Below are 19,528 nucleotides of genomic sequence, written 5' to 3' on the forward strand. Positions count from 1 at the left end.
ATGAATCCTTCAAGCAGTTGTCGGGGTCAAGCGCTCGAGCAGCGCTTCGATCGTGTTGAAACGCTCATCTGCGCGCTCCATCGGCACCATGAATTTGAACAGTGTGGCGCCTTCGAACTTGTAACGGTTGGGCTGGCTCTGGATCAGCTTGATCAGCGTCAGCGGGTCGACCGGCGTTTCGGCGGCAAACTCGATGCGTCCGCCCTGCGGCCCGGCGTCGATCTTGCGAATGCCCAATTGCTCGGCGCGCAGTTTGAGCTGCGTGATACGCACCAGCGCCTTGGTCGGTTCCGGAAGCAGGCCGAAGCGGTCGATCATCTCGACCTGCAGGTCCTTCAAACCCTCTTCGTCGGCGGCATTGGCAATGCGCTTGTAAAGGATCAGGCGGGTATGCACATCCGGCAGATAAGCCTCGGGAATCAGTGCGGGCACGCGCAGATTGATTTCCGGCCCGCCGCCCAGCGGCTGGTCGAGGTTGGGCTGTTCGCCCTTGCGAATCGACTTCACCGCACGTTCAAGCATTTCCATATACAGCGTGAAACCCACGGCCTGGATCTGGCCGCTCTGGCCATCGCCCAGCAGTTCGCCTGCACCCCGTATTTCCAGGTCGTTGGTGGCAAGCACAAAGCCTGCGCCCAGATCCTGGGTATTGGCGATGGCTTCCAGACGCTTCTCGGCATCGCGGGTGACTTGCTTGCGTGGCGGTGTCAGCAGATAGGCATAAGCCTGGTGGTGACTGCGCCCGACACGGCCGCGTAACTGGTGCAGCTGCGCCAGTCCGAACTTGTCGGCGCGCTCGATGATGATGGTGTTGGCGCTCGGCACGTCGATGCCGGTCTCGATGATGGTCGAGGCGATCAGCACGTTGAAGCGCTTGTGGTAGAAGTCGCTCATGACCTGTTCGAGTTCACGCTCGCGCATCTGGCCGTGGCCGATGCCGATACGGGCTTCGGGAACCAGTTCGGCGAGGTCGGCGGCGCATTTTTCGATGGTCTTGACGTCGTTGTGCAGGTAGTAGACCTGCCCGCCGCGAAGCAGCTCGCGCAGCAGCGCTTCCTTGATCGTGGGCTTGTTCTGCTCCATGACGAAGGTGCGCACCGACAGCCTGCGCGCAGGCGGCGTGGCGATGATCGACAGGTCGCGCATGCCCGACACGGCCATGTTCAGCGTGCGCGGAATAGGCGTTGCGGTCAGGGTCAGAATGTCGACTTCGCTGCGCAGGGCCTTGAGCTGTTCTTTCTGACGGACACCGAAACGGTGTTCTTCGTCGATGATGACCAGCCCCAGATTCTTGATCTTCACATCATCCTGCAACAGCTTGTGCGTACCGATGACGATGTCGATCTTGCCTTCGGCCAGATCGGCCACTGCGGCGCTGACGTCCTTGGCCGATTTGAAACGACTCATGACTTCGACGGTTACTGGCCAGTCGGCGAAACGATCGCGAAAACTGTTGTAGTGCTGCTGGGCGAGCAGGGTGGTCGGCACCAGAATCGCGACCTGACGCCCGCCATGCACGGCGATGAATGCAGCGCGCATGGCCACTTCGGTCTTGCCGAAACCCACGTCGCCGCAGACCAGACGGTCCATGGGCTTGGGCGCCAGCATGTCGGCGCGCACAGCTTCAATGGTGGTCTGCTGATCCGGTGTCTCTTCGAACGGGAAGCCCGCGCTGAAGGTCGCATAGTCGGCTTTCGGATCGGCGAACGCGTAGCCTTCGCGGGCGGCGCGGCGGGCGTAGATATCGAGAAGCTCGGCGGCTACATCGCGCACTTGCTCGGCGGCTTTGCGCTTGGCTTTCTGCCAGGTTTCCGAGCCCAGGCGGTGCAGCGGCGCCATTTCATCGTCGCTGCCGGTGTAGCGTGCGATCAGGTGCAGGTTGGCCACGGGGACGTACAGCTTGGCGTCCTCGGCATAAGCGAGCATCAGGAATTCGGCAACCTGATTTTCGACCTCCAGCGTGGCCAGGCCCAGGTAACGACCGACACCGTGGTCGATGTGCACCACCGGCGCGCCTTCACGCAGTTCGGTCAGGTTCTTGATGACTGCATCGTTATTGCCACCATCGGTGCGCTTTTCGCGACGACGGCGCTGCATGACGCGCTGCCCAAACAGTGGACTCTCCGCAACCAGTGCAAGGGCCGGGTCTTCCAGCAGCAGGCCTTCGTCCAGCGGCGCGATGGTGATCGCCAGCCGATCCTTGCCATCCACGAAGTCGAGCCAGCTGTCGACCGTCTTCGGCCGCAGCTTGAGGCGCTCCAGCAACTCCAGCAGGACTTCTCGGCGACCTGCGGATTCGGCGGTGAACAGCACGCGACCGGGGAATTCATCGAGAAATTTTGACAGCGCTGCCAGCGGCTGGACGGCCTTGGCTTCAATGGCCAGATCCGGCAGGCTCTGTGCGGGGAAGCGCGAACGCTCGCCACCGGCCTCGATGTCCTGTTGACTGGCGACGACGCGAGGCCAGTTTTTCAGGCGCGCAAAGCAGTCTTCGACCGGCAGGAACAGTTCGGCGGGTGGCAGCAGCGGACGCGATGGGTCGACGCGCCGCTCTTCGTAACGGTTGCGCACGTCTTTCCAGAAGTTTTCCGCCGCCTGCTCAATGCCAGGCAGCGAGAACACTTGAGTGTCCTGTGGCAGGTAGTCGAACAGCGTCGAGGTTTCTTCGAAGAACAGCGGGATGTAGTACTCGATACCGGCCGGTGTAATACCGCTGCTCAAATCCTGAAAAATCGGGCTGCGACGGAAATCGACGTCGAAACGCTCACGGAAGCGCGCCTTGAAGCGTGTGACTTCTTCTTTCTTCAGCGGGAATTCACGCGCGGGCAGCAGGCGTACCGACTCGACCTTTTCGATGGAGCGCTGCGTGTCCGGGTCGAAGGTGCGCAGGGTCTCGATCTCGTCGTCGAACAGGTCGATGCGGTAAGGCACCTTGCTGCCCATCGGGAACAGATCGATCAGCGCGCCACGCACCGTGAACTCGCCATGCTCGTACACCGTGTCCACGTAGCGATAACCGCTGGCTTCCAGGCGGGTGCGCATGGCCTCGACATCAAGCTTCTGGCCGACGTCCAGCACCAGGCTGCTGCCCAGCAGGAATTTGGTCGGCGCGAGTCTGTGTAGGGCCGTGGTGATCGGTACTACGAGAACGCCGTGCTCCAGTTCCGGCAGGCGATACAGGCTGGCGATGCGCTGGGAAATGATGTCCTGATGCGGCGAAAACAGATCGTAGGGCAGGGTTTCCCAGTCCGGGAAGTGCAGAACCGGCAGCGTGGGCGCAAAAAACTTCAGCTCCTGTTCCAGCCGCTCGGCACTCTGGCTATCGGCGGTCAGAAGCAGGGTGAAGCGCTTGGCGGCGCTGGCAGCCTCGGCGATCGCCAGGCTCAGGGCGGCACCGGGAAGGTTGCCCCAGTGGTGTTTGCCTGCAGCGGCAGAAAGAAGCGGTAGACGCAGAACTGGCACGGAAGGTCAGGCTCCAGGCGTTGCGACAGGGGCGGCGATTGTAGCGGGGGAAGGAGGTGGCTGTCAGTTTTCCGGTCGATTACCGTGTATTTACGGGCCGAAATTATGTAGTGCCTAACGATCTGACAGTCGCGCATTGCTCATAAACACTGGCTTGGTCATAATGTAGCCCCTTTTTTCAGCCCCTACATGTGGAAGGTTCCCGTGACTCAGAAGCCCGACCAGTGTCTTGGTGAATGGATCGATCGTGAAGCCCTCGCCGAGGCGATGATCCCGCTTATCGGTCAGCTCTACCGCAATAACAATGTGGTGAGTTCGATCTATGGCCGCAGCCTGATCAACCGTTCAGTCATCGCGATTCTCAAAGCTCACCGCTTTGCGCGCCATCGTCAGTCCGATGCGAGCGAGTTGTCCGTACACGAGACTTTCCCGCTCATCAAGGCGATGAGCGAGCTTAAACTTGGCGCCGCTTCGGTGGACCTGGGCAAGCTGGCAGTCAAGTTCAAGACCGAGGGCAACGGCCGTACGCCTGAGCAGTTCGTGCGTGACGAACTGGCCAGCGTTGTAGGTCAGCAGAACACCAGCCCGCGCAAGGGCACGGACGTTGTGCTGTACGGTTTTGGTCGCATCGGTCGCCTGCTGGCGCGCATTCTGATCGAGAAAACCGGTGGTGGCGACGGCCTGCGCCTGCGTGCCATCGTCGTGCGCAAGGGCGCGGAAAACGATCTGGTCAAGCGTGCCAGCCTGCTGCGTCGTGATTCGGTGCACGGTCCGTTCGACGGCACCATCACCATCGACGAAGCCAACAGCACCATCACCGCCAATGGCAACCTGATCCAGGTGATCTACGCCAAGAACCCGACCGAGGTGGACTACACCCAGTACGGGATCAAGGACGCTCTGCTGGTGGACAACACCGGTGTGTGGCGCGACGCCGACGGTCTGGGTCAGCACCTGTCCTGCCCTGGCATCGACCGCGTCGTCCTGACTGCGCCGGGCAAAGGCAAGCTGAAGAACATCGTGCACGGCATCAACCACGGCGAAATCACCGCTGACGACAAGATCGTTTCCGCGGCTTCCTGCACCACCAACGCCATCGTGCCGGTGCTCAAGGCAGTCAACGACAAGTTCGGCATCGTCAACGGTCACGTTGAGACGGTTCACTCGTACACCAACGACCAGAACCTGATCGACAACTTCCACAAGGGCGACCGTCGTGGTCGCAGCGCCGCGCTGAACATGGTCATCACCGAAACCGGTGCTGCCACGGCTGCTGCCAAGGCGCTGCCTGAACTGGCCGGCAAGCTGACCGGCAACGCGATCCGGGTTCCGACGCCGAACGTGTCCATGGCCATTCTCAACCTCAACCTCGAGAAGCAGACCACTCGTGAAGAAATGAACGAGTACCTGCGCTACATGGCGCTGCATTCGGACCTGCACAAGCAGATCGACTTCGTGAACTCGCAGGAAGTGGTCTCCACTGACTTCGTGGGCTCGCGTCACGCCGGTGTGGTGGACGCCGAAGCGACCATCGTCAACGATAACCGCGTTGTCCTGTACGTCTGGTACGACAACGAATTCGGTTACAGCCATCAAGTGGTTCGTGTGATGGAAGACATGGCTGACGTCAATCCGCCAGCGTTCCCGCAGTAAATATGCGCTGCCTGGCCAGTCCGGGTAGTGTGTGACGAAAGGGCCGGATCCTGTGCAAACAGGGTCCGGCCCTTTTTTGTGGGTTGGTGGCGGCGACAGATCGTGGGAAGATCGACGCCCGCGGCGTAGCGCTGATAGTCGCGCAGATAATGGCTCATGGAAGGGTGTTCGGATGAACGATGGTTCGGTCATGGATGGTGCGCAAAAACAACTCAAAACCAGTTTCTTCTTTCTGTTTCTGACGATATTCATTCCTTTCGGCCTGGGCCACTTCGTTTCCTACCTGTTCCGCACCGTCAATGCCGTGATCTACGTGGATCTGCAGGCTGACCTTGGTCTGCCTGCCAGCAGCCTCGGGTTGCTGACCGGCGTGTACTTCCTGACGTTTGCCGCCGCACAGATTCCACTGGGCGTGATGCTGGACCGGTATGGGCCACGCAGTGTGCAGGCACCGATGTTGCTGTTTTCAGTGCTGGGCTCGGTCATCTTCAGTCTGTCCAGCACCGAGGCCGGTCTGCTGATCGGGCGCGGATTGATCGGTTTGGGCGTCGCGGGCTCGCTGATGAGCGCCATCAAGGCCTGCGCCATCTGGCTGCCGGTCGAACGCCTGCCGTTGAGCACCGCCTGCCTGCTGTCGATTGGCGGCCTCGGCGCGATGGCATCCACCACGCCTCTGCACCTGCTGCTCGAAGGGTTCACCTGGCGTGAGGCGTTTCTGATTCTGGCGCTGCTGACGTTCGCCGTGGCAGGAATCATTCATTTCAGCGTTCCAAGAACATACGAGGCCCGGCCTGCACGGTTTGCCGACATGTTTGCCGCAGTCGGCAAGCTGTATGCCTCCTGGACCTTCTGGCGTCTGGCGCTGTACTCAGTGTTCGCCCACGCCATTTACATGTCGGTGCTGTCATTGTGGATGGGGCCGTGGCTGCACGACGTGGCTGGTCTGAGCGAATCCGACATGGCCGGTGTGCTGTTGTTCGGCGCGGTCGCGATGGTCGCAGGCTCCCTGGCGTTCGGCACGATAACGGATTATCTGCGCCGCTTCGGCGTGCAGCCGATCATGGTTTGCGGCACTGGCATGGCAATCTTCATCGGCGTCCAAGTGCTCATGGTCAGTGGGTTGCCGGTGTCGCCGCATCTTGTTGCCATGGGCTTCAGCTTCTTTGGTACCTCGACCACGATGAATTACGCCATCGTGGCGCAATCGGTTTCGCCGGAACTGGCAGGAAGGGTGAGTTCATCCTTCAATCTGGTGGTGTTCGTGCTGGCGTTCATACTGCAGTGGCTGGCGGGGGCAGTGCTGAACTTCTGGCCAACCCTGGGCGGCATGGCGCATCCGCCAGAAGCCTATCAATGGTCGCTCGGACTGATGATCGCGCTGCAGGTGCCGGGGCTGTTGCTCTGGATGAGTTTCAGGCCATGGAAGCTCAAAGGATGAGGTGATAACGACAAAAATCGTTGGTGCGCGTGTAATACCTGTAGCTTCGCGCCCAGATTTGCTGGATCGCAACCTGCGTCGCGAAGCGTTTTGCGCAAGACATTCCCCTTGGTAATGGAGTACACGGCATGCGGCTGGCTGATTTCATCGTTCAGAATATCGAACCCATCCTGCAGCAATGGGAAGACTTCGCGAAAACCATGACCCCGGCAGCAGATGGCATGGACACGGCGGCCTTGCGGGACCACGCCGAGCACATGCTGCTCACGATAGCTGCCGACCTGCGAACGGCGCAGACTCACGCCGCGAGAATCTCGAAGTCTCATGGCGAGGCGCCGGATTCACTCGGTCGCACCGCTGCCGAGACACACGCCGACACTCGGCAGGTCTCAGGTTTCACGATCGGTCAGATGATTGCCGAGTACCGGGCCTTGCGAACCAGCGTGCTCGTGCTCTGGATGCCGCCAAAGGGCGTGACTAAAGATCAGGAGATTTCAGACATTATTCGATTCAACGAGGCGATCGATCAGGCGCTTGCCGAATCGGTGGTGACCTACACGCAGGCGGTAGATGCTGCGCGAAACGTCTTTCTCGGCATTCTCGGGCATGACCTGAGAAGCCCGCTGGGCGTGATTTCGCTGAGCGCCGAGGTGCTGTTGGCGGCAGGCGATCTGCCTCCCGGCGCCACAAAAAATGTGTCGCGTATGTTCACCAGTGCAAAACGGTCGGTCAGCATCGTCGGCGACCTGCTGGATTTCACTCGCACCCAATTGGGCTCAGGCATTCCGGTGCGCAGGCGCATGGACGATCTGGCGCAGGCTTGTGAAGCCATGGTCGAGGAAGCGCGTGCCTGTCATCCTGATCGCAGTATCGTCCTGCTGTCCGAGCCCCGGCTCGCCGCCAGTTTTGATCGTTCCCGGATGGAGCAGGTCATTTCCAACCTGCTTGGCAACGCGATCAAGCATGGCGACTCCGGCAAGGCCATTACAGTGACCCTGAGCGATGATCAGGGGATTGCCTGCCTGTCCGTCCATAACGAAGGCGCGCCGATTGAAGAGGGGGCCAGGGCTGGTCTTTTCAGTCCGATGGTTCGGTATCTTGGCGAAGGCGGCGTTGAATACGGTGCTGGCGCAGGGCTGGGACTCGGGCTTTATATTGCGTCCGCTATCATCAATGCCCATGAGGGCAGTATCGATGTGGATTCCGTCGCTGGCAGGGGCACCACGTTCACGGTCAGGATTTCGTTAGCGCCGAGCCCTTCTCCAGCATCGCTTCCCGCAATGCAGTAAATAAAAAGCCGTCGGTCAGTTACTTCCAGATACATAGAAACTTGCGAGCGTGCGTTCACTCACAGTTCCAAGACTTGGTTATTGGAGGGATGGGAGGATGATTGACGATCTCATCAAGTGGAACAGCCGCTGGCGGCTGAGCAGACGTGTGGTGTCCTGCAGGGTTTGCCAGGCGGGGCAGGAGGAAGCTGATCGCGGAGCCGTGTTCCTGCATTCCAAAGGTTGCTGGTGCGAGCACGAGAAATCCGATCCCTGGGCTGAACTGGACAAGGCGTGCGGTCGGGGTGCGGACTGGCATCCGCAGGTTGCCACGGGCGCTCCGTCTTATCATTCGAGGTATGGGGCGCGCTGAAGAGCCAGCGCGTGATGAGCCCCGGAGGGAATAAATGCAAGGTGCAGATGCAGAAAACCCCGGTCTGAACGACGTCAGGCCGGGGTTTTTTATGGCGTGCTGCGACCGTTGTCAGGCCGTCGCTGCAGCGCCAGGTGCTTCAAGCTTCTGGCCGCCCTTGCGGAACAGGACCAGCGTTGCAATCAGGCCCAGCACGGCGGCGCCGGTTAGCCAGATGCCCGGTGCTGCCTTGTTGCCCAGTGCATGGATCAGGTAGGTACAGGCTGCTGGCGTGAAGCCACCGAAGGTCGCAGTCGCCAGGCTGTAGGCCAGCGAGAACCCTGTGGTACGGACTTCGACCGGCATGATCTCGGTCAGCGCAACGACCATGGCACCGTTGTAGGAGCCGTACAGGAACGAGAACCACAGCTCGACCATCAGCAGATGGCTGAAGCTTGGGTGTTCCACCAGCCACGACAGGGCAGGGTAGGCGGTGGCAATGGCCAGCACGGTGGCGGCTATCAACAACGGCTTGCGCCCGATACGGTCCGAGAACGAACCCATGATCGGCAGCCAGATGAAGTTCGACACACCCACGCACACAGTCACCAGCAGGCTTTCGAGGTCTGTCAGGTTCAGCTCGTTCTTGCCGAATGTCGGTGTGTAAGCCGTGATCAGGTAGAACGACACGGTGGTCATGACCACCAGCGCCATGCCGCCCAGCACCAGACCGAAGTTCTGGCTGATCGAGCGAACCACTTCACGCAGGGTCGGACGATGCGTACGTGCTTCGAACTCGGGGGACTCTTCAAGCGAGCGGCGAATGATGAAGATGGCCGGTACGATCATGCAGCCAACCAGGAACGGCACACGCCAGCCCCAGTCAGTCATCTGCTCGGCGCTGAGCCAGTGGTTCAGACCAACGCCCAGCAGACCGGCAAATACCACCGCCGCCTGCTGGCTGGCGGACTGCCAGCTGACGAAAAAGCCCTTGCGACCCGGTGTCGAGATTTCCGCCAGGTAGACCGAAACGCCACCCAGTTCCACGCCTGCCGAGAAACCCTGCAACAAACGTCCCAGCAGCACCAGCAACGGCGCAGCGACACCCAGCGTCGCATAGCCCGGTACACAGGCTATCAACAATGTGCCCGCAGCCATCATGGCGAGGGTAACGATCAGACCTTTGCGGCGCCCGTGGCGGTCGATGTAGGCACCCAGAAAGATTGCGCCCAGTGGCCGCATCAAAAAGCCTGCGCCGAATGTGGCCAGCGACAGCATCAGGGATGCGAAAGCGCTGTCTGAAGGAAAGAAAGCTTTGGCAATGGCTGTGGCATAAAAGCCATAGACCATGAAGTCGAACATTTCGAGGAAGTTACCGCTGACAACGCGAAAGATCGCCTTGCCCTTACTGGTTGTGGAGGCCATTTAGTTACTCGCTCAGGCTCATCGGCTTGGAGGCCGTTGTCGTTTTTATCCCGCATGCGTCAAAACCGTGAAATATCCCGCTCATCACGCACATTTGTAACAGTATGTGTTACGCCGCTCAAAGACAACCGTTTCGGGAATGACCTATTAACTGGAAGGGTATTGACAGCTCTGAAAGTGTCTGAAAACAAACACATTGATTGAGCGGTACAACACGTGACACTGGGCGTGTTGCAGGCAGTGGCACCACCTGTCTGAAACTGCCGCAGGACTTGCCGGACTTTCGCCTGCATTGAGGGGCAGTGCTTCGCAAATGATCGGTGTGATAAGAGTGAATGGCCGTTTCGGCCTTGCCCGACGCTGCCGGGCAAGGCACTCTTGCTGGCTTTTTATCGCGCGGTGCTCGGTATTGAAGGCGAGCGCTCCAGGATGGGTATTCAAGACACTGATGTGCAGGGCGCTGATTTGCAGGGAATAGGGTTACGAGGGCTGGGCAGGTTGGCAGTATGCCTGTGGCTGGTCATGTGTGGTGGCTGCGAGCGGGAGCGGACACTGGAAAGTTTTGGCGGGCCGACCATGGGCAATCACTACTCAGTGGTTTATGCCCATGACGCCACAACGCCCGATCGCGCCCATTTGCAGTCCGAAGTCGAGACCGTGCTGGCCGAAGTGGATCAGCAAATGTCGACCTGGCGGCTCGATTCGGACATAAGCCGGTTCAATGCGCTGCCCGCCAACAGTTGTCAGTACATGCCGCCCGCCGTGCTGGAGCTCATTGATGTTGGCAGGCAGTTGTCGCAGGCGAGCAATGGGGCCTTCGATCTGACAGTAGAGCCTCTCATGGAGCTCTGGGGTTTTGGCGTTCACGCTTCCAAGACACAGCAGGTGCCATCCGCACCGAAACTGGAGCGTGCGCGGGGCCTGATCGGTTATCGCAATCTAAGAATCGACGGTCAGCGTTTGTGCAAGGACGCCGCCGTGCAGGTGGATCTCAACAGTCTGGCGGCTGGCCATACTGTTGACCGCATCGCCCGTTATCTGGAAACGGTGGGCGTGCACGATTACATGGTGCAGGCCATGGGCGAAATGCGCGTGAAGGGTCGCAAGCCGCACGGTGCGCCGTGGCAGGTGAAGCTGGAAGCACCCCGCGATGATCGAGAGACTGCACAGAGAGTCTTCCAGCTGGACGACTACAGTGTGTCCACCTCCGGTGATTATCGTGATCATTTCGAGCATGAACGGCACGCGCGTTCGCGTACCTTCGATGCGCTGAACGGTCTGCCGGTCAGTCATGCGCTTGCTTCGGTCACGGTGCTTCATCCCTCGGCCATGATGGCCGACGGGCTGTCGTCGCTGTTGTTGATTCTGGGGCCTGAGCGGGGATGGAGTTACGCGCAAGAGCATCAAATTGCTGCTTTTTTTGTGATTCGTGCCGATAAGCGCTTTATCATTCACAGCAACGCGTCGTTCGACCGGCTCGTGATGGAGCGACCACTGTAAGTGCGGCACAGACAAAAGTGGCCTTCGACGCGACCAAGGGTTAATGTTCGCCGCCTCGGCGCAGCGCTAGACTGCGCCGCGTGATTTAGCCAGAGATGCCAGAGTGGCGCCTCGGACTGTTCTAAAGGAGTACGCATGGCTGTCTACAACTACGACGTAGTGGTACTGGGTTCCGGCCCAGCCGGAGAAGGCGCGGCAATGAACGCCGCGAAGGCGGGACGCAAGGTCGCCATGGTCGACAGCCGTCGGCAGGTGGGCGGCAACTGCACTCATTTGGGCACCATCCCGTCCAAGGCGCTGCGTCACTCGGTCAAACAGATCATTCAGTTCAACACCAACCCCATGTTCCGGGCCATTGGCGAGCCGCGCTGGTTTTCGTTCCCGGATGTGTTGAAGAACGCGGAGATGGTCATCTCCAAGCAGGTTGCCTCACGCACCGCCTATTACGCCCGCAACCGGGTCGATGTGTTCTTCGGGACGGGCAGTTTTGCCGATGAGAACAGCATCAACGTGGTCTGCGCCAATGGCGTCATGGAAAAGCTGGTCGCCAATCAGATCATCATCGCCACCGGCTCGCGTCCCTACCGGCCGGCGGACATCGATTTCAGCCACAAGCGTATCTACGACAGCGACACCATTCTCAGCCTGGGACACACCCCGCGCAAGCTGATCATCTACGGTGCTGGCGTGATCGGCTGTGAGTACGCGTCGATCTTCAGCGGTCTGGGTGTGCTGGTCGAGCTGGTGGACAACCGCGATCAACTGCTGAGCTTCCTTGATACCGAGATTTCGCAGGCGCTGAGTTATCACTTCAGCAACAACAACGTGATGGTTCGCCACAACGAAGAATACGAAAAGGTCGAAGGCCTGGATAACGGGGTGATTCTGCACCTCAAGTCCGGCAAGAAGATCAAGGCCGATGCCTTGCTGTGGTGCAACGGACGTACCGGCAACACGGACAAGCTGGGTCTGGAAAACATCGGCCTCAAGGCCAACGGCCGTGGCCAGATAGAAGTCGATGAAACCTACCGCACCAGCGTTGCCAGCGTTTACGGTGCAGGTGATGTGATCGGCTGGCCGAGTCTGGCCAGTGCTGCTTATGACCAGGGCCGCTCGGCGGCGGGCAGTGTGGTCGACAATGGCAGTTGGCGTTATGTGAATGACGTGCCGACCGGTATCTACACCATTCCCGAGATCAGCTCGATCGGCAAGAACGAGCACGAGCTGACCCAGGCCAAGGTGCCGTACGAAGTGGGCAAGGCGTTCTTCAAGGGCATGGCGCGTGCGCAAATCTCCGGTGAGCGCGTGGGAATGCTGAAGATACTGTTCCATCGCGAGACACTGGAAGTACTGGGCGTGCATTGCTTCGGCGACCAGGCATCCGAAATCGTACACATCGGTCAGGCGATCATGAGTCAGCCGGGCGAAGCCAACTCGATCAAGTACTTCGTGAACACCACATTCAACTACCCGACCATGGCCGAAGCCTATCGGGTAGCCGCTTACGATGGCCTCAACCGGCTTTTTTGAGCGACTCCGGCCGGTGGCCTGAGCCGGCCGGGGCGACAGATTTCAGCGATTCCCGAGCGTGGCGGTGGCCAAACCGGGAAAGTCTGTAATCAGGCTGTCTACGCCGAAGTCAGCGAGCCTGCGCATCAGCGCCGGTTCGTTGACCGTCCATACCGACACATGCAGCCCCTGACGCTGTGCCTTCTGCAGGCGTTCAGGGGTGCATAACGTCCAGTTCAACGCCAGAATTTCGCAACCATAGTTCTGCGCGACCTTCAGCGGGTCGAGCCAGGCGTATTCGGCCACCAGTCCCCGCGAGATATCCGGTGTCAACTCGACCGCGGCACGCAACACTTCACGGGAGCTGGACGTGATGGTGACCTTGTCCAGCAAGCCGTGACGCTGAGCCATTTCGCGGATTGCCAGCACGGTGTTTGCGGCGCGGGTGCGTGAGGCGCTTTTGACTTCCAGTTGCCAGTGTTCGAAGTTGCATTTTTCGAACAGCTCTTCCAGACGCGGAATCGGGCAGGGGTTCACCCAGCCAGGCCCGCCCTTGCGCGCGTCGTAGGTCACAAGGTCCGAGGCTTCATGTTCATGGACCTTGCCGCGCCGGTCGGTGGTGCGCTTGAGGGTCGGGTCATGGATAACGATCAGTTCCCCGTCACGCGACAGGTGCAGGTCCAGTTCGCAACGGTGAACGCCATGCTTGAGGCATTCCTGAAAGCTGGTCAGGGTGTTTTCCGGTGCTTCGCCCTTGGCGCCGCGGTGGCCGTAGATAAGGGTCACGTTTACTCCTGGCCTCTAAGGCGCCAACTACTTGTGTGATCGGATGAGGGGTTGATCATGAGCCAGAGGGCTGGCCTCGCTCCAGCGCCTGCCGACGTTGCTGCGCCTGACGTTGCAGAACGTGGCGGGCAATCAGCTGGCGCTGTGCATCGGGCAGTTGCACGAACTCGACCCAGGTGTCGAAACCGCCGTCGGCCTGCGGGTCGCTCTGCGTGACTCTGGCGTGCAGCATCAGGCCGGATGCCTGTGGCATCAGCACCATCTTTATCGAGAGCTCTTCGCCCACGGTATAATTTTGCAACGAATTGAACTGCATGCCGCCTTCGGACAGTTTGACCTGCTGCGGTGTGCCGAGCTTGCCCAGCGCGGTGTGGGCGACGACCTGCCCGAGCAGGTCGATTCGCCTGTTCAGCGACTTGAGAAAGCTGTTGAGCACGCGGTCCCGCTCATCGAGCTGGCGCAGCAGATGCTGGGATTCGAATTCGCTGACATGCAGCTCGCTGAGCAGGTCGAACAGCGCCGAGGTCTCCTTCATCGCCTCGTGGCTGGCGGTCTCGGCTGCGGACAGCGGGTTAATTTCCAGTGCGACGCTGGCATCGATACGGTAGTATTCGCGGCGTTCTGCTTCATCTAATGTCGACATGGCGAACCCATGGTAGCGGCGGTGGTCAGAGAGTCTCGAGTGTAAAGCTGCACGTCAAGGCCCGCCACACGGACGTCCCCATTCCTGCGAACAAAGTCCCTAATGTTCAGACCTCTTTTTGTATTCATCGGCACGCGCTACACACGTGCAAAACGACGTAACCATTTTGTTTCCTTCATTTCCCTGACTTCCATGATTGGCCTGGCGCTTGGCGTTGTGGTGATGATAGTCGTGTTATCGGTCATGAATGGCTTCGATCATGAAATGCGCACCCGCGTGCTCGGAATGGTGCCCCACGCCACCATCGAGTCCGGCGATCCGATCACTGACTGGAAGGCGCTGGCCGCCAGGGTTCAGGAGAACCCTCAGGTGCTTGCGGTTGCGCCGTTCACGCAGATGCAGGGTCTGCTGACCCATGAAGGCAAGGTGCAGAAAGTGCTGCTCAATGGCATTGATCCGGCTCAGGAACGCAAGGTGTCGATCATCGACAACTTCATCCAGCAGGGTAAGCTCGACAGCCTTGAGCCCGGCAGTTTCGGCATCATGATTGGTGACAAGGCGGCGGCCAAGCTGGGTGTGGCGGTCGGCGACAAGCTGACCTTCGTGGCGCCTGAAGTGTCGCTGACGCCTGCTGGCATGTTTCCGCGCATGAAGCGTTTCGAAGTGACCGGCATTTTCCACGTCGGCGCTGGCGAGATAGACGGCTATCTGGGCCTGACCAATCTCGATGATCTGGCGCGCCTGCATCGCTGGAAGCCCAATCAGGTTCAAGGCCTGCGTCTGAAGTTCGACGATTTGTTCGCGGCACCGCGTACGTCGTGGGAAATCGCCCAGAAGCTGGGTGAAAACAATTTCTACTCCCGTGACTGGACCCGCACACACGGCAACCTGTATCAGGCGATCCGCATGGAAAAAGCCATGATCGGATTGCTGTTGCTGCTGATCGTGGCCGTGGCGGCATTCAACATCATTTCCACGCTGGTCATGGTGGTCAACGACAAGAAGGGTGATATCGCCATCCTGCGCACGCTGGGCTCCACGCCACGCCAGATCATGGCGATCTTCATGGTGCAGGGGACAGTGATCGGCGTTGTCGGCACCCTGATCGGCGCGGCGTTGGGCATTCTGGCTGCGCTCAACGTCAGCGCGGCGATATCGGCGCTCGAAGGGCTGATAGGCCACAAGTTTCTCAACGCCGACGTCTATTTCATCGATTACCTGCCTTCGCAACTGATGGCCCAGGACGTGTTCCAGGTCTGCGGTGCGGCGTTGGTCCTGAGTTTCCTCGCCACCCTGTATCCCGCCTGGCGTGCTGCGCGCACCCAGCCGGCGGAGGCGTTACGTTATGAGTGAGTCGGGCATGTCTGATAAAGCTGTATTGAGTTGCCGCAACCTGGGTAAATCCTACGAGGAAGGCCCGGAGTCAGTGGTTGTGTTGTCCGGCCTGCAACTGGAACTGCACCCCGGTGAGCGCGTCGCCATCGTCGGCAGCTCGGGGTCGGGCAAAAGTACCTTGCTCAATCTGCTGGGCGGTCTGGATACGCCTTCGCAAGGCAGCGTCTGGCTGGCGGGTGAAGAGTTGTCGGCACTGGGCGAGAAAGCCCGTGGACTGTTGCGCAACCGGGCGCTGGGTTTCGTCTACCAGTTTCACCACCTGTTGCCCGAGTTCACGGCGCTGGAGAACGTCTGCATGCCGCTGCTGATTGGTCGTACGGCGATTCCCGAGGCTCGCAAGCGCGCCACTGCGCTGCTGGAACGGGTGGGGCTTGGGCATCGCCTGGCGCACAAGCCTTCCGAACTGTCCGGTGGTGAGCGTCAGCGCGTGGCGATTGCCCGTGCACTGGTCAATCAGCCGGGGCTGGTGATGCTCGACGAGCCGACCGGCAACCTCGACCACCATACCGCCCAGGGCATTCAGGATCTGATGCGTGAACTGAGCACCTCGTCGCGCACCGCGTTTCTGGTCGTGACCCACGACATGAGCCTGGCCAGACAGATGGACCGCGTGTTGCGTCTGGAAGACGGCCGCCTCGTCGAGGCTTGATTCACCCGGCCCGGCGCAAGTCATCGCGTCGGGTTCTACACTTTTTCTACGGTGCTCCGCGAATGTTCAGACCGTTACCCATCTTCATCGGCATGCGCTATACCCGCGCCAAGCGCCGCAAAAGCTTTATCTCGTTCATTTCGATGACCTCGATGATCGGTCTGGCACTGGGTGTGCTGGCGATGATCGTGGTGCTGTCGGTGATGAACGGTTTTCAGCGTGAAATGAGCTCACGGATTCTCGGCATGGTGCCCCACGCCGTGATCGCGGGCACAACGCCTGTGGATGACTGGAAACCGCTGGCCGCCGCTGCCTTGAAAAATCCCGAAGTCACGGCAGCCGTGCCGTTCACCGACATGGAAGGCATGCTGTCCTACAAGGGCTCGATGCAGCCCATCCAGATAAGCGGTGTTGATCCGGCGCTCGAGCACGAAGTGTCGATCGTCGCCCAGCACATCACTCGCGGCAGCCTTGAAGACCTGAAGCCAGGCGAGTTTGGCGTTGTGCTGGGGGATCTCACCGCACGTCGCTTCCGGCTGAGTGTGGGTGACAAACTGACCTTGATCGTGCCCGAAGTCAGTAGCGCGCCGGGCGGCATCACCCCGCGTCTGCAGCGTCTGACTGTCGTCGGCGTGTTCAAGGTCGGTGCCGAGCTGGACGGCTCCATGGCACTGATCAACATCGCAGATGCCGCGCAGATGCAGCGCTGGCAGCCGAATCAGGTCCAGGGCGTACGTCTTGCACTGAAAGACCTGTACATGGCCCCGCAAGTATCGACCGCCATCGCCGGTAGCCTGGGGGACGGGTATCGCGCCGATGACTGGACACACACACAAGGCAGTCTGTTCAGCGCCATGAAGATGGAAAAGACCATGATCGGTCTGCTGTTGCTGATGATTGTCGCGGTGGCCGCGTTCAACATCATCGCCACATTGATCATGGTGGTGAATGACAAGGGCGCCGACATCGCCATACTGCGCACGATTGGCGCGACACCGAAGCAGATCATGGCGATCTTCATGGTGCAGGGCACGGTGATCGGTATCGTCGGGACGCTGATCGGCGGGGTGCTCGGCATCATCGCGGCGCTGAATGTCAGCAGTCTGGTGGGCTGGATCGAGCGGGTCAGCGGCCAGCACATCTTCAGCTCCGACGTGTATTTCATCAGCAACCTGCCGTCCGAGTTGCAGGGCGGCGACGTGCTGCTGATCTGCAGCGCCGGTTTCATCCTGAGCTTTCTGGCCACGGTCTATCCGGCCTGGCGCGCGGCGCAGATCGAGCCAGCGCACGCGTTACGTTACGAGTGACCGGGCTGATGATCGCCAGGCTCAGTCCTGTGTGCTCACCGCTTTCCAGTCTGGCGGGTCTTGATGGTCGAACAGGCAAGGCTTCAGAGGCGATCTCGATCCCGATGTTTTCAATGCCCGGCACGATGAAGCTGACGTGACTGCAACGACCCGGCTGCATCGTGTCCGGCGACATATTGTCGCTGAAAGCGCGCTGCAAACCCTATAAACTCGCCGCGTTAATTCATGATTCAGGTATCGCCATGCATCCCGCAGCCGAACACTCGCCGCTGGGCAAGTCCAGTGAGTACATTGCCATCTACACGCCGTCCTTGCTGTTCCCGATTCCGCGCACCGCGAAATGGGCCGAGCTGGGACTGACGGCCGAGACGCTGCCGTATCAGGGTGTCGATTTCTGGAACTGCTATGAGCTGTCCTGGCTGCTGCCGTCGGGCAAACCGGTGGTGGCGATTGCCGAGTTCAGTATTCCGGCCGATTCGCCCAATATCATCGAGTCCAAGTCGTTCAAGCTGTACCTCAACTCGCTCAACCAGAGCGCGTTCGAGACGCGTGAGCAACTACAGGCCACGCTGGAGAAAGACCTTTCAGCCGCTGCCGGAAAGCCGGTTGGCGTGCGCATTCGCAGTCTTGACGAGATCGAGCGTGAAGGGGTCGCGACGTTGCCGGGCGTGTGCATCGATGATCTGGACATCAGCGTCAGCAGCTATGATCGGCCGCAACCTGAGCTGCTGCGTTGTGATGAGTCGCACTTGGTTGAAGATAGCGTGTACAGCCATCTGCTCAAGTCCAACTGTCCGGTCACCAGTCAGCCGGACTGGGGCAGCGTAGTCGTCGAATACCGTGGTCCGGCGCTGGATCATGCGAGTCTGTTGGCCTACATCGTCAGCTTTCGCCAGCATTCGGATTTTCACGAGCAATGCGTGGAGCGGATCTTTCTCGACCTGCAGCGACTGCTCAAGCCGGAAAAGCTGACGGTGTACGCGCGTTATGTACGACGCGGTGGTCTGGACATCAACCCGTACCGCAGTACCGAGGCGCTTGACGTGGATAACGGCAGGCTGGCAAGGCAGTAAGCCTGGCGGCTCGTTGACTGATCGTTGATCGTTCTCAGGCCCCGGCGTGGGTACGATCATTAAATCCCGATATTGCCCAATGTCTGCAGGACGTTGCGCAGGGTGCCGGCGATGGTCGGGTGGTCCACTTCAAAGCGCTCGACTGCCAGGTTCACGCCGTCTGCCAGGCTGGGGTCCTCGTGAGTGGCGTTTTCCAGTTCTATTCTGGCTTGGATCTGCGCCATCAGTTCATGCAGATTGCCGCGTTCGTCCTCGGAAAGCGGGGGATTCTGCTCCAGTTGCTCGCGCAAGGTATTGAGTTGTTCTTGCAGTTCACGGGCAGGCATGACGTGCTCCTTCAATAATAAGTCTGTCCCATGGACTACGCCGCTGGGCTAAAGGTTCGTGACGCCTTAAGACTAATCCACTCCAGAGCAGGCTGCATATGTGTCAGGGCTTTTCGCCCTTGCTGCGGCGCAGGCTGATGTCTGCAAGGCAGGACTCCAGTTCGCCCAGATGATCGATCACCGAATGCACGCCCAGCGCATAGAGCTTCAGCGTGGCATGAGCGCGTCGCTGTTCACGTTCGGCATCGCTCAGCGCTTTCCATTGCAGGGGCGACAACCCGCACAACGGCCCGCAGGACGCCAGGCCAATGGTCCACAGCCCGGCGCTGAGCCCGGATTGCAGCAGGCGGGGGTCACCACTGATCAGCACGCAGCCATCCAGTTGGCGTACACCCAGGGCCATCAGGGCGGTCCAGCATGCATCCGGGGCAGGCCACTGTGCGGTGGGGCGGGGCGCGGGTACGATCCAGTCGCGAATGGGCGCTGCAAGTTTATTACTGAGTGTTTCAGGGAGTTCATCGATCCAGGCACAGGGCAGGCCTTGCTGGCGCAGCGAGCGCAGGGCATCCAATGCACCTGGTGTCGCCTCGGCGTGATTGCATTGCTGGTCGGCCGCAGGGCTGGCGGCCTGCGCACCAAAGTCCACAAGACAACCGCTGAGGCCGAACAGCAGGGCAGGGAAGGAGGGTTGCGGGTTGAGGACCGGCGCGAGCATGGTGATCTCTCTGAAATACCAAAGCAC

At 60.0% G+C, this 19,528-nt stretch carries 15 protein-coding genes; 9 read left to right on the forward strand and 6 right to left on the reverse strand.

Annotated features, from left to right (window positions below; translation table 11 throughout):
* Positions 1 to 9: 9 nt before the first annotated feature.
* Positions 10 to 3,462: a transcription-repair coupling factor gene (gene mfd / locus KDX39_RS13075; protein WP_184323234.1), complete on the reverse strand. Its 3,453-nt coding sequence runs from the start codon at positions 3,460 to 3,462 to the stop codon at positions 10 to 12.
* Between the two features lie 189 nt (positions 3,463 to 3,651).
* Between mfd and KDX39_RS13080 the strand changes: the two genes are divergently transcribed.
* From KDX39_RS13080 to KDX39_RS13090, 3 genes are all read left to right on the forward strand, one after another.
* Positions 3,652 to 5,115, forward strand: a complete 1,464-nt coding sequence (locus KDX39_RS13080; RefSeq protein WP_083185824.1) for a glyceraldehyde-3-phosphate dehydrogenase — start codon at positions 3,652 to 3,654, stop codon at positions 5,113 to 5,115.
* A 172-nt stretch (positions 5,116 to 5,287) separates the two neighbouring features.
* A complete protein-coding gene (locus KDX39_RS13085) occupies positions 5,288 to 6,553 on the forward strand; it encodes an MFS transporter (protein WP_231660643.1) in 1,266 nt (421 codons plus the stop codon).
* A gap of 128 nt (positions 6,554 to 6,681) precedes the next feature.
* Complete coding sequence (locus KDX39_RS13090; protein WP_231660644.1) at positions 6,682 to 7,842, forward strand: sensor histidine kinase; 1,161 nt, start codon at positions 6,682 to 6,684, stop codon at positions 7,840 to 7,842.
* 463 nt (positions 7,843 to 8,305) lie between these two features.
* Here KDX39_RS13090 and KDX39_RS13095 read toward each other — a convergent pair whose 3' ends face one another.
* The gene (locus KDX39_RS13095; protein ID WP_099228946.1) at positions 8,306 to 9,598 is read right to left on the reverse strand and encodes an MFS transporter; all 1,293 of its coding nucleotides are present in this window, start codon (positions 9,596 to 9,598) and stop codon (positions 8,306 to 8,308) included.
* A 522-nt stretch (positions 9,599 to 10,120) separates the two neighbouring features.
* On the opposite strand from KDX39_RS13095, the gene KDX39_RS13100 reads away from it, so the two are divergent.
* Together KDX39_RS13100 and sthA are read left to right on the forward strand one after the other, a co-directional pair.
* Complete coding sequence (locus KDX39_RS13100; protein ID WP_231660747.1) at positions 10,121 to 11,098, forward strand: FAD:protein FMN transferase; 978 nt, start codon at positions 10,121 to 10,123, stop codon at positions 11,096 to 11,098.
* Positions 11,099 to 11,233: 135 nt separating this feature from the next.
* Positions 11,234 to 12,628, forward strand: coding sequence for a Si-specific NAD(P)(+) transhydrogenase (gene sthA, locus KDX39_RS13105; protein ID WP_025995295.1), 1,395 nt, complete (start codon positions 11,234 to 11,236; stop codon positions 12,626 to 12,628).
* Between the two features lie 42 nt (positions 12,629 to 12,670).
* On the opposite strand, the gene KDX39_RS13110 is transcribed toward sthA, so the two are convergent.
* Together KDX39_RS13110 and KDX39_RS13115 are read right to left on the reverse strand one after the other, a co-directional pair.
* Positions 12,671 to 13,393, reverse strand: a complete 723-nt coding sequence (locus tag KDX39_RS13110; RefSeq protein WP_231660645.1) for a glycerophosphodiester phosphodiesterase — start codon at positions 13,391 to 13,393, stop codon at positions 12,671 to 12,673.
* 55 nt (positions 13,394 to 13,448) lie between these two features.
* Positions 13,449 to 14,036 carry a PilZ domain-containing protein gene (locus KDX39_RS13115; protein ID WP_231660646.1) on the reverse strand — a complete coding sequence of 196 codons (588 nt, stop codon included), beginning with the start codon at positions 14,034 to 14,036 and terminating at the stop codon, positions 13,449 to 13,451.
* A 102-nt stretch (positions 14,037 to 14,138) separates the two neighbouring features.
* Between KDX39_RS13115 and KDX39_RS13120 the strand changes: the two genes are divergently transcribed.
* The 4 genes from KDX39_RS13120 (at position 14,139) to queF (ending at position 18,460) form a co-directional block, all read left to right on the forward strand.
* Positions 14,139 to 15,389, forward strand: a complete 1,251-nt coding sequence (locus tag KDX39_RS13120) for a lipoprotein-releasing ABC transporter permease subunit (RefSeq protein WP_184323239.1) — start codon at positions 14,139 to 14,141, stop codon at positions 15,387 to 15,389.
* 7 nt (positions 15,390 to 15,396) lie between these two features.
* Positions 15,397 to 16,080: a lipoprotein-releasing ABC transporter ATP-binding protein LolD gene (gene lolD / locus KDX39_RS13125; RefSeq protein ID WP_173335977.1), complete on the forward strand. Its 684-nt coding sequence runs from the start codon at positions 15,397 to 15,399 to the stop codon at positions 16,078 to 16,080.
* Positions 16,081 to 16,142: 62 nt separating this feature from the next.
* Positions 16,143 to 17,387, forward strand: a complete 1,245-nt coding sequence (locus KDX39_RS13130; protein WP_231660647.1) for a lipoprotein-releasing ABC transporter permease subunit — start codon at positions 16,143 to 16,145, stop codon at positions 17,385 to 17,387.
* Positions 17,388 to 17,629: 242 nt separating this feature from the next.
* On the forward strand, positions 17,630 to 18,460 hold the full coding sequence (gene queF, locus KDX39_RS13135) for an NADPH-dependent 7-cyano-7-deazaguanine reductase QueF (protein ID WP_231660648.1): 831 nt from the start codon (positions 17,630 to 17,632) through the stop codon (positions 18,458 to 18,460).
* 59 nt (positions 18,461 to 18,519) lie between these two features.
* Here queF and KDX39_RS13140 read toward each other — a convergent pair whose 3' ends face one another.
* Together KDX39_RS13140 and KDX39_RS13145 are read right to left on the reverse strand one after the other, a co-directional pair.
* The gene (locus tag KDX39_RS13140; protein ID WP_231660649.1) at positions 18,520 to 18,786 is read right to left on the reverse strand and encodes a DUF4404 family protein; all 267 of its coding nucleotides are present in this window, start codon (positions 18,784 to 18,786) and stop codon (positions 18,520 to 18,522) included.
* A gap of 103 nt (positions 18,787 to 18,889) precedes the next feature.
* Positions 18,890 to 19,501 carry an HAD family phosphatase gene (locus KDX39_RS13145; RefSeq protein WP_231660650.1) on the reverse strand — a complete coding sequence of 204 codons (612 nt, stop codon included), beginning with the start codon at positions 19,499 to 19,501 and terminating at the stop codon, positions 18,890 to 18,892.
* Between the last annotated feature and the right edge of the window lie 27 nt (positions 19,502 to 19,528).

Source organism: Pseudomonas sp. CDFA 610, from assembly GCF_021147865.1.
Classification (GTDB): domain Bacteria; phylum Pseudomonadota; class Gammaproteobacteria; order Pseudomonadales; family Pseudomonadaceae; genus Aquipseudomonas; species Aquipseudomonas alliivorans.

Bases quoted from the DNA above. Each gene is read 5' to 3' on its own strand.
- KDX39_RS13080 (WP_083185824.1), top strand. From the start codon at position 3,652: ATGTGGAAGGTTCCCGTGACTCAGAAGCCCGACCAGTGTCTTGGTGAA.
- KDX39_RS13085 (WP_231660643.1), top strand. From the start codon at position 5,288: ATGAACGATGGTTCGGTCATGGATGGTGCGCAAAAACAACTCAAAACC.
- KDX39_RS13090 (WP_231660644.1), top strand. From the start codon at position 6,682: ATGCGGCTGGCTGATTTCATCGTTCAGAATATCGAACCCATCCTGCAG.
- KDX39_RS13095 (WP_099228946.1), bottom strand. From the start codon at position 9,598: ATGGCCTCCACAACCAGTAAGGGCAAGGCGATCTTTCGCGTTGTCAGC.
- KDX39_RS13100 (WP_231660747.1), top strand. From the start codon at position 10,121: ATGTGTGGTGGCTGCGAGCGGGAGCGGACACTGGAAAGTTTTGGCGGG.
- sthA (WP_025995295.1), top strand. From the start codon at position 11,234: ATGGCTGTCTACAACTACGACGTAGTGGTACTGGGTTCCGGCCCAGCC.
- KDX39_RS13115 (WP_231660646.1), bottom strand. From the start codon at position 14,036: ATGTCGACATTAGATGAAGCAGAACGCCGCGAATACTACCGTATCGAT.
- KDX39_RS13120 (WP_184323239.1), top strand. From the start codon at position 14,139: ATGTTCAGACCTCTTTTTGTATTCATCGGCACGCGCTACACACGTGCA.
- lolD (WP_173335977.1), top strand. From the start codon at position 15,397: ATGTCTGATAAAGCTGTATTGAGTTGCCGCAACCTGGGTAAATCCTAC.
- KDX39_RS13130 (WP_231660647.1), top strand. From the start codon at position 16,143: ATGTTCAGACCGTTACCCATCTTCATCGGCATGCGCTATACCCGCGCC.
- queF (WP_231660648.1), top strand. From the start codon at position 17,630: ATGCATCCCGCAGCCGAACACTCGCCGCTGGGCAAGTCCAGTGAGTAC.
- KDX39_RS13140 (WP_231660649.1), bottom strand. From the start codon at position 18,786: ATGCCTGCCCGTGAACTGCAAGAACAACTCAATACCTTGCGCGAGCAA.
- KDX39_RS13145 (WP_231660650.1), bottom strand. From the start codon at position 19,501: ATGCTCGCGCCGGTCCTCAACCCGCAACCCTCCTTCCCTGCCCTGCTG.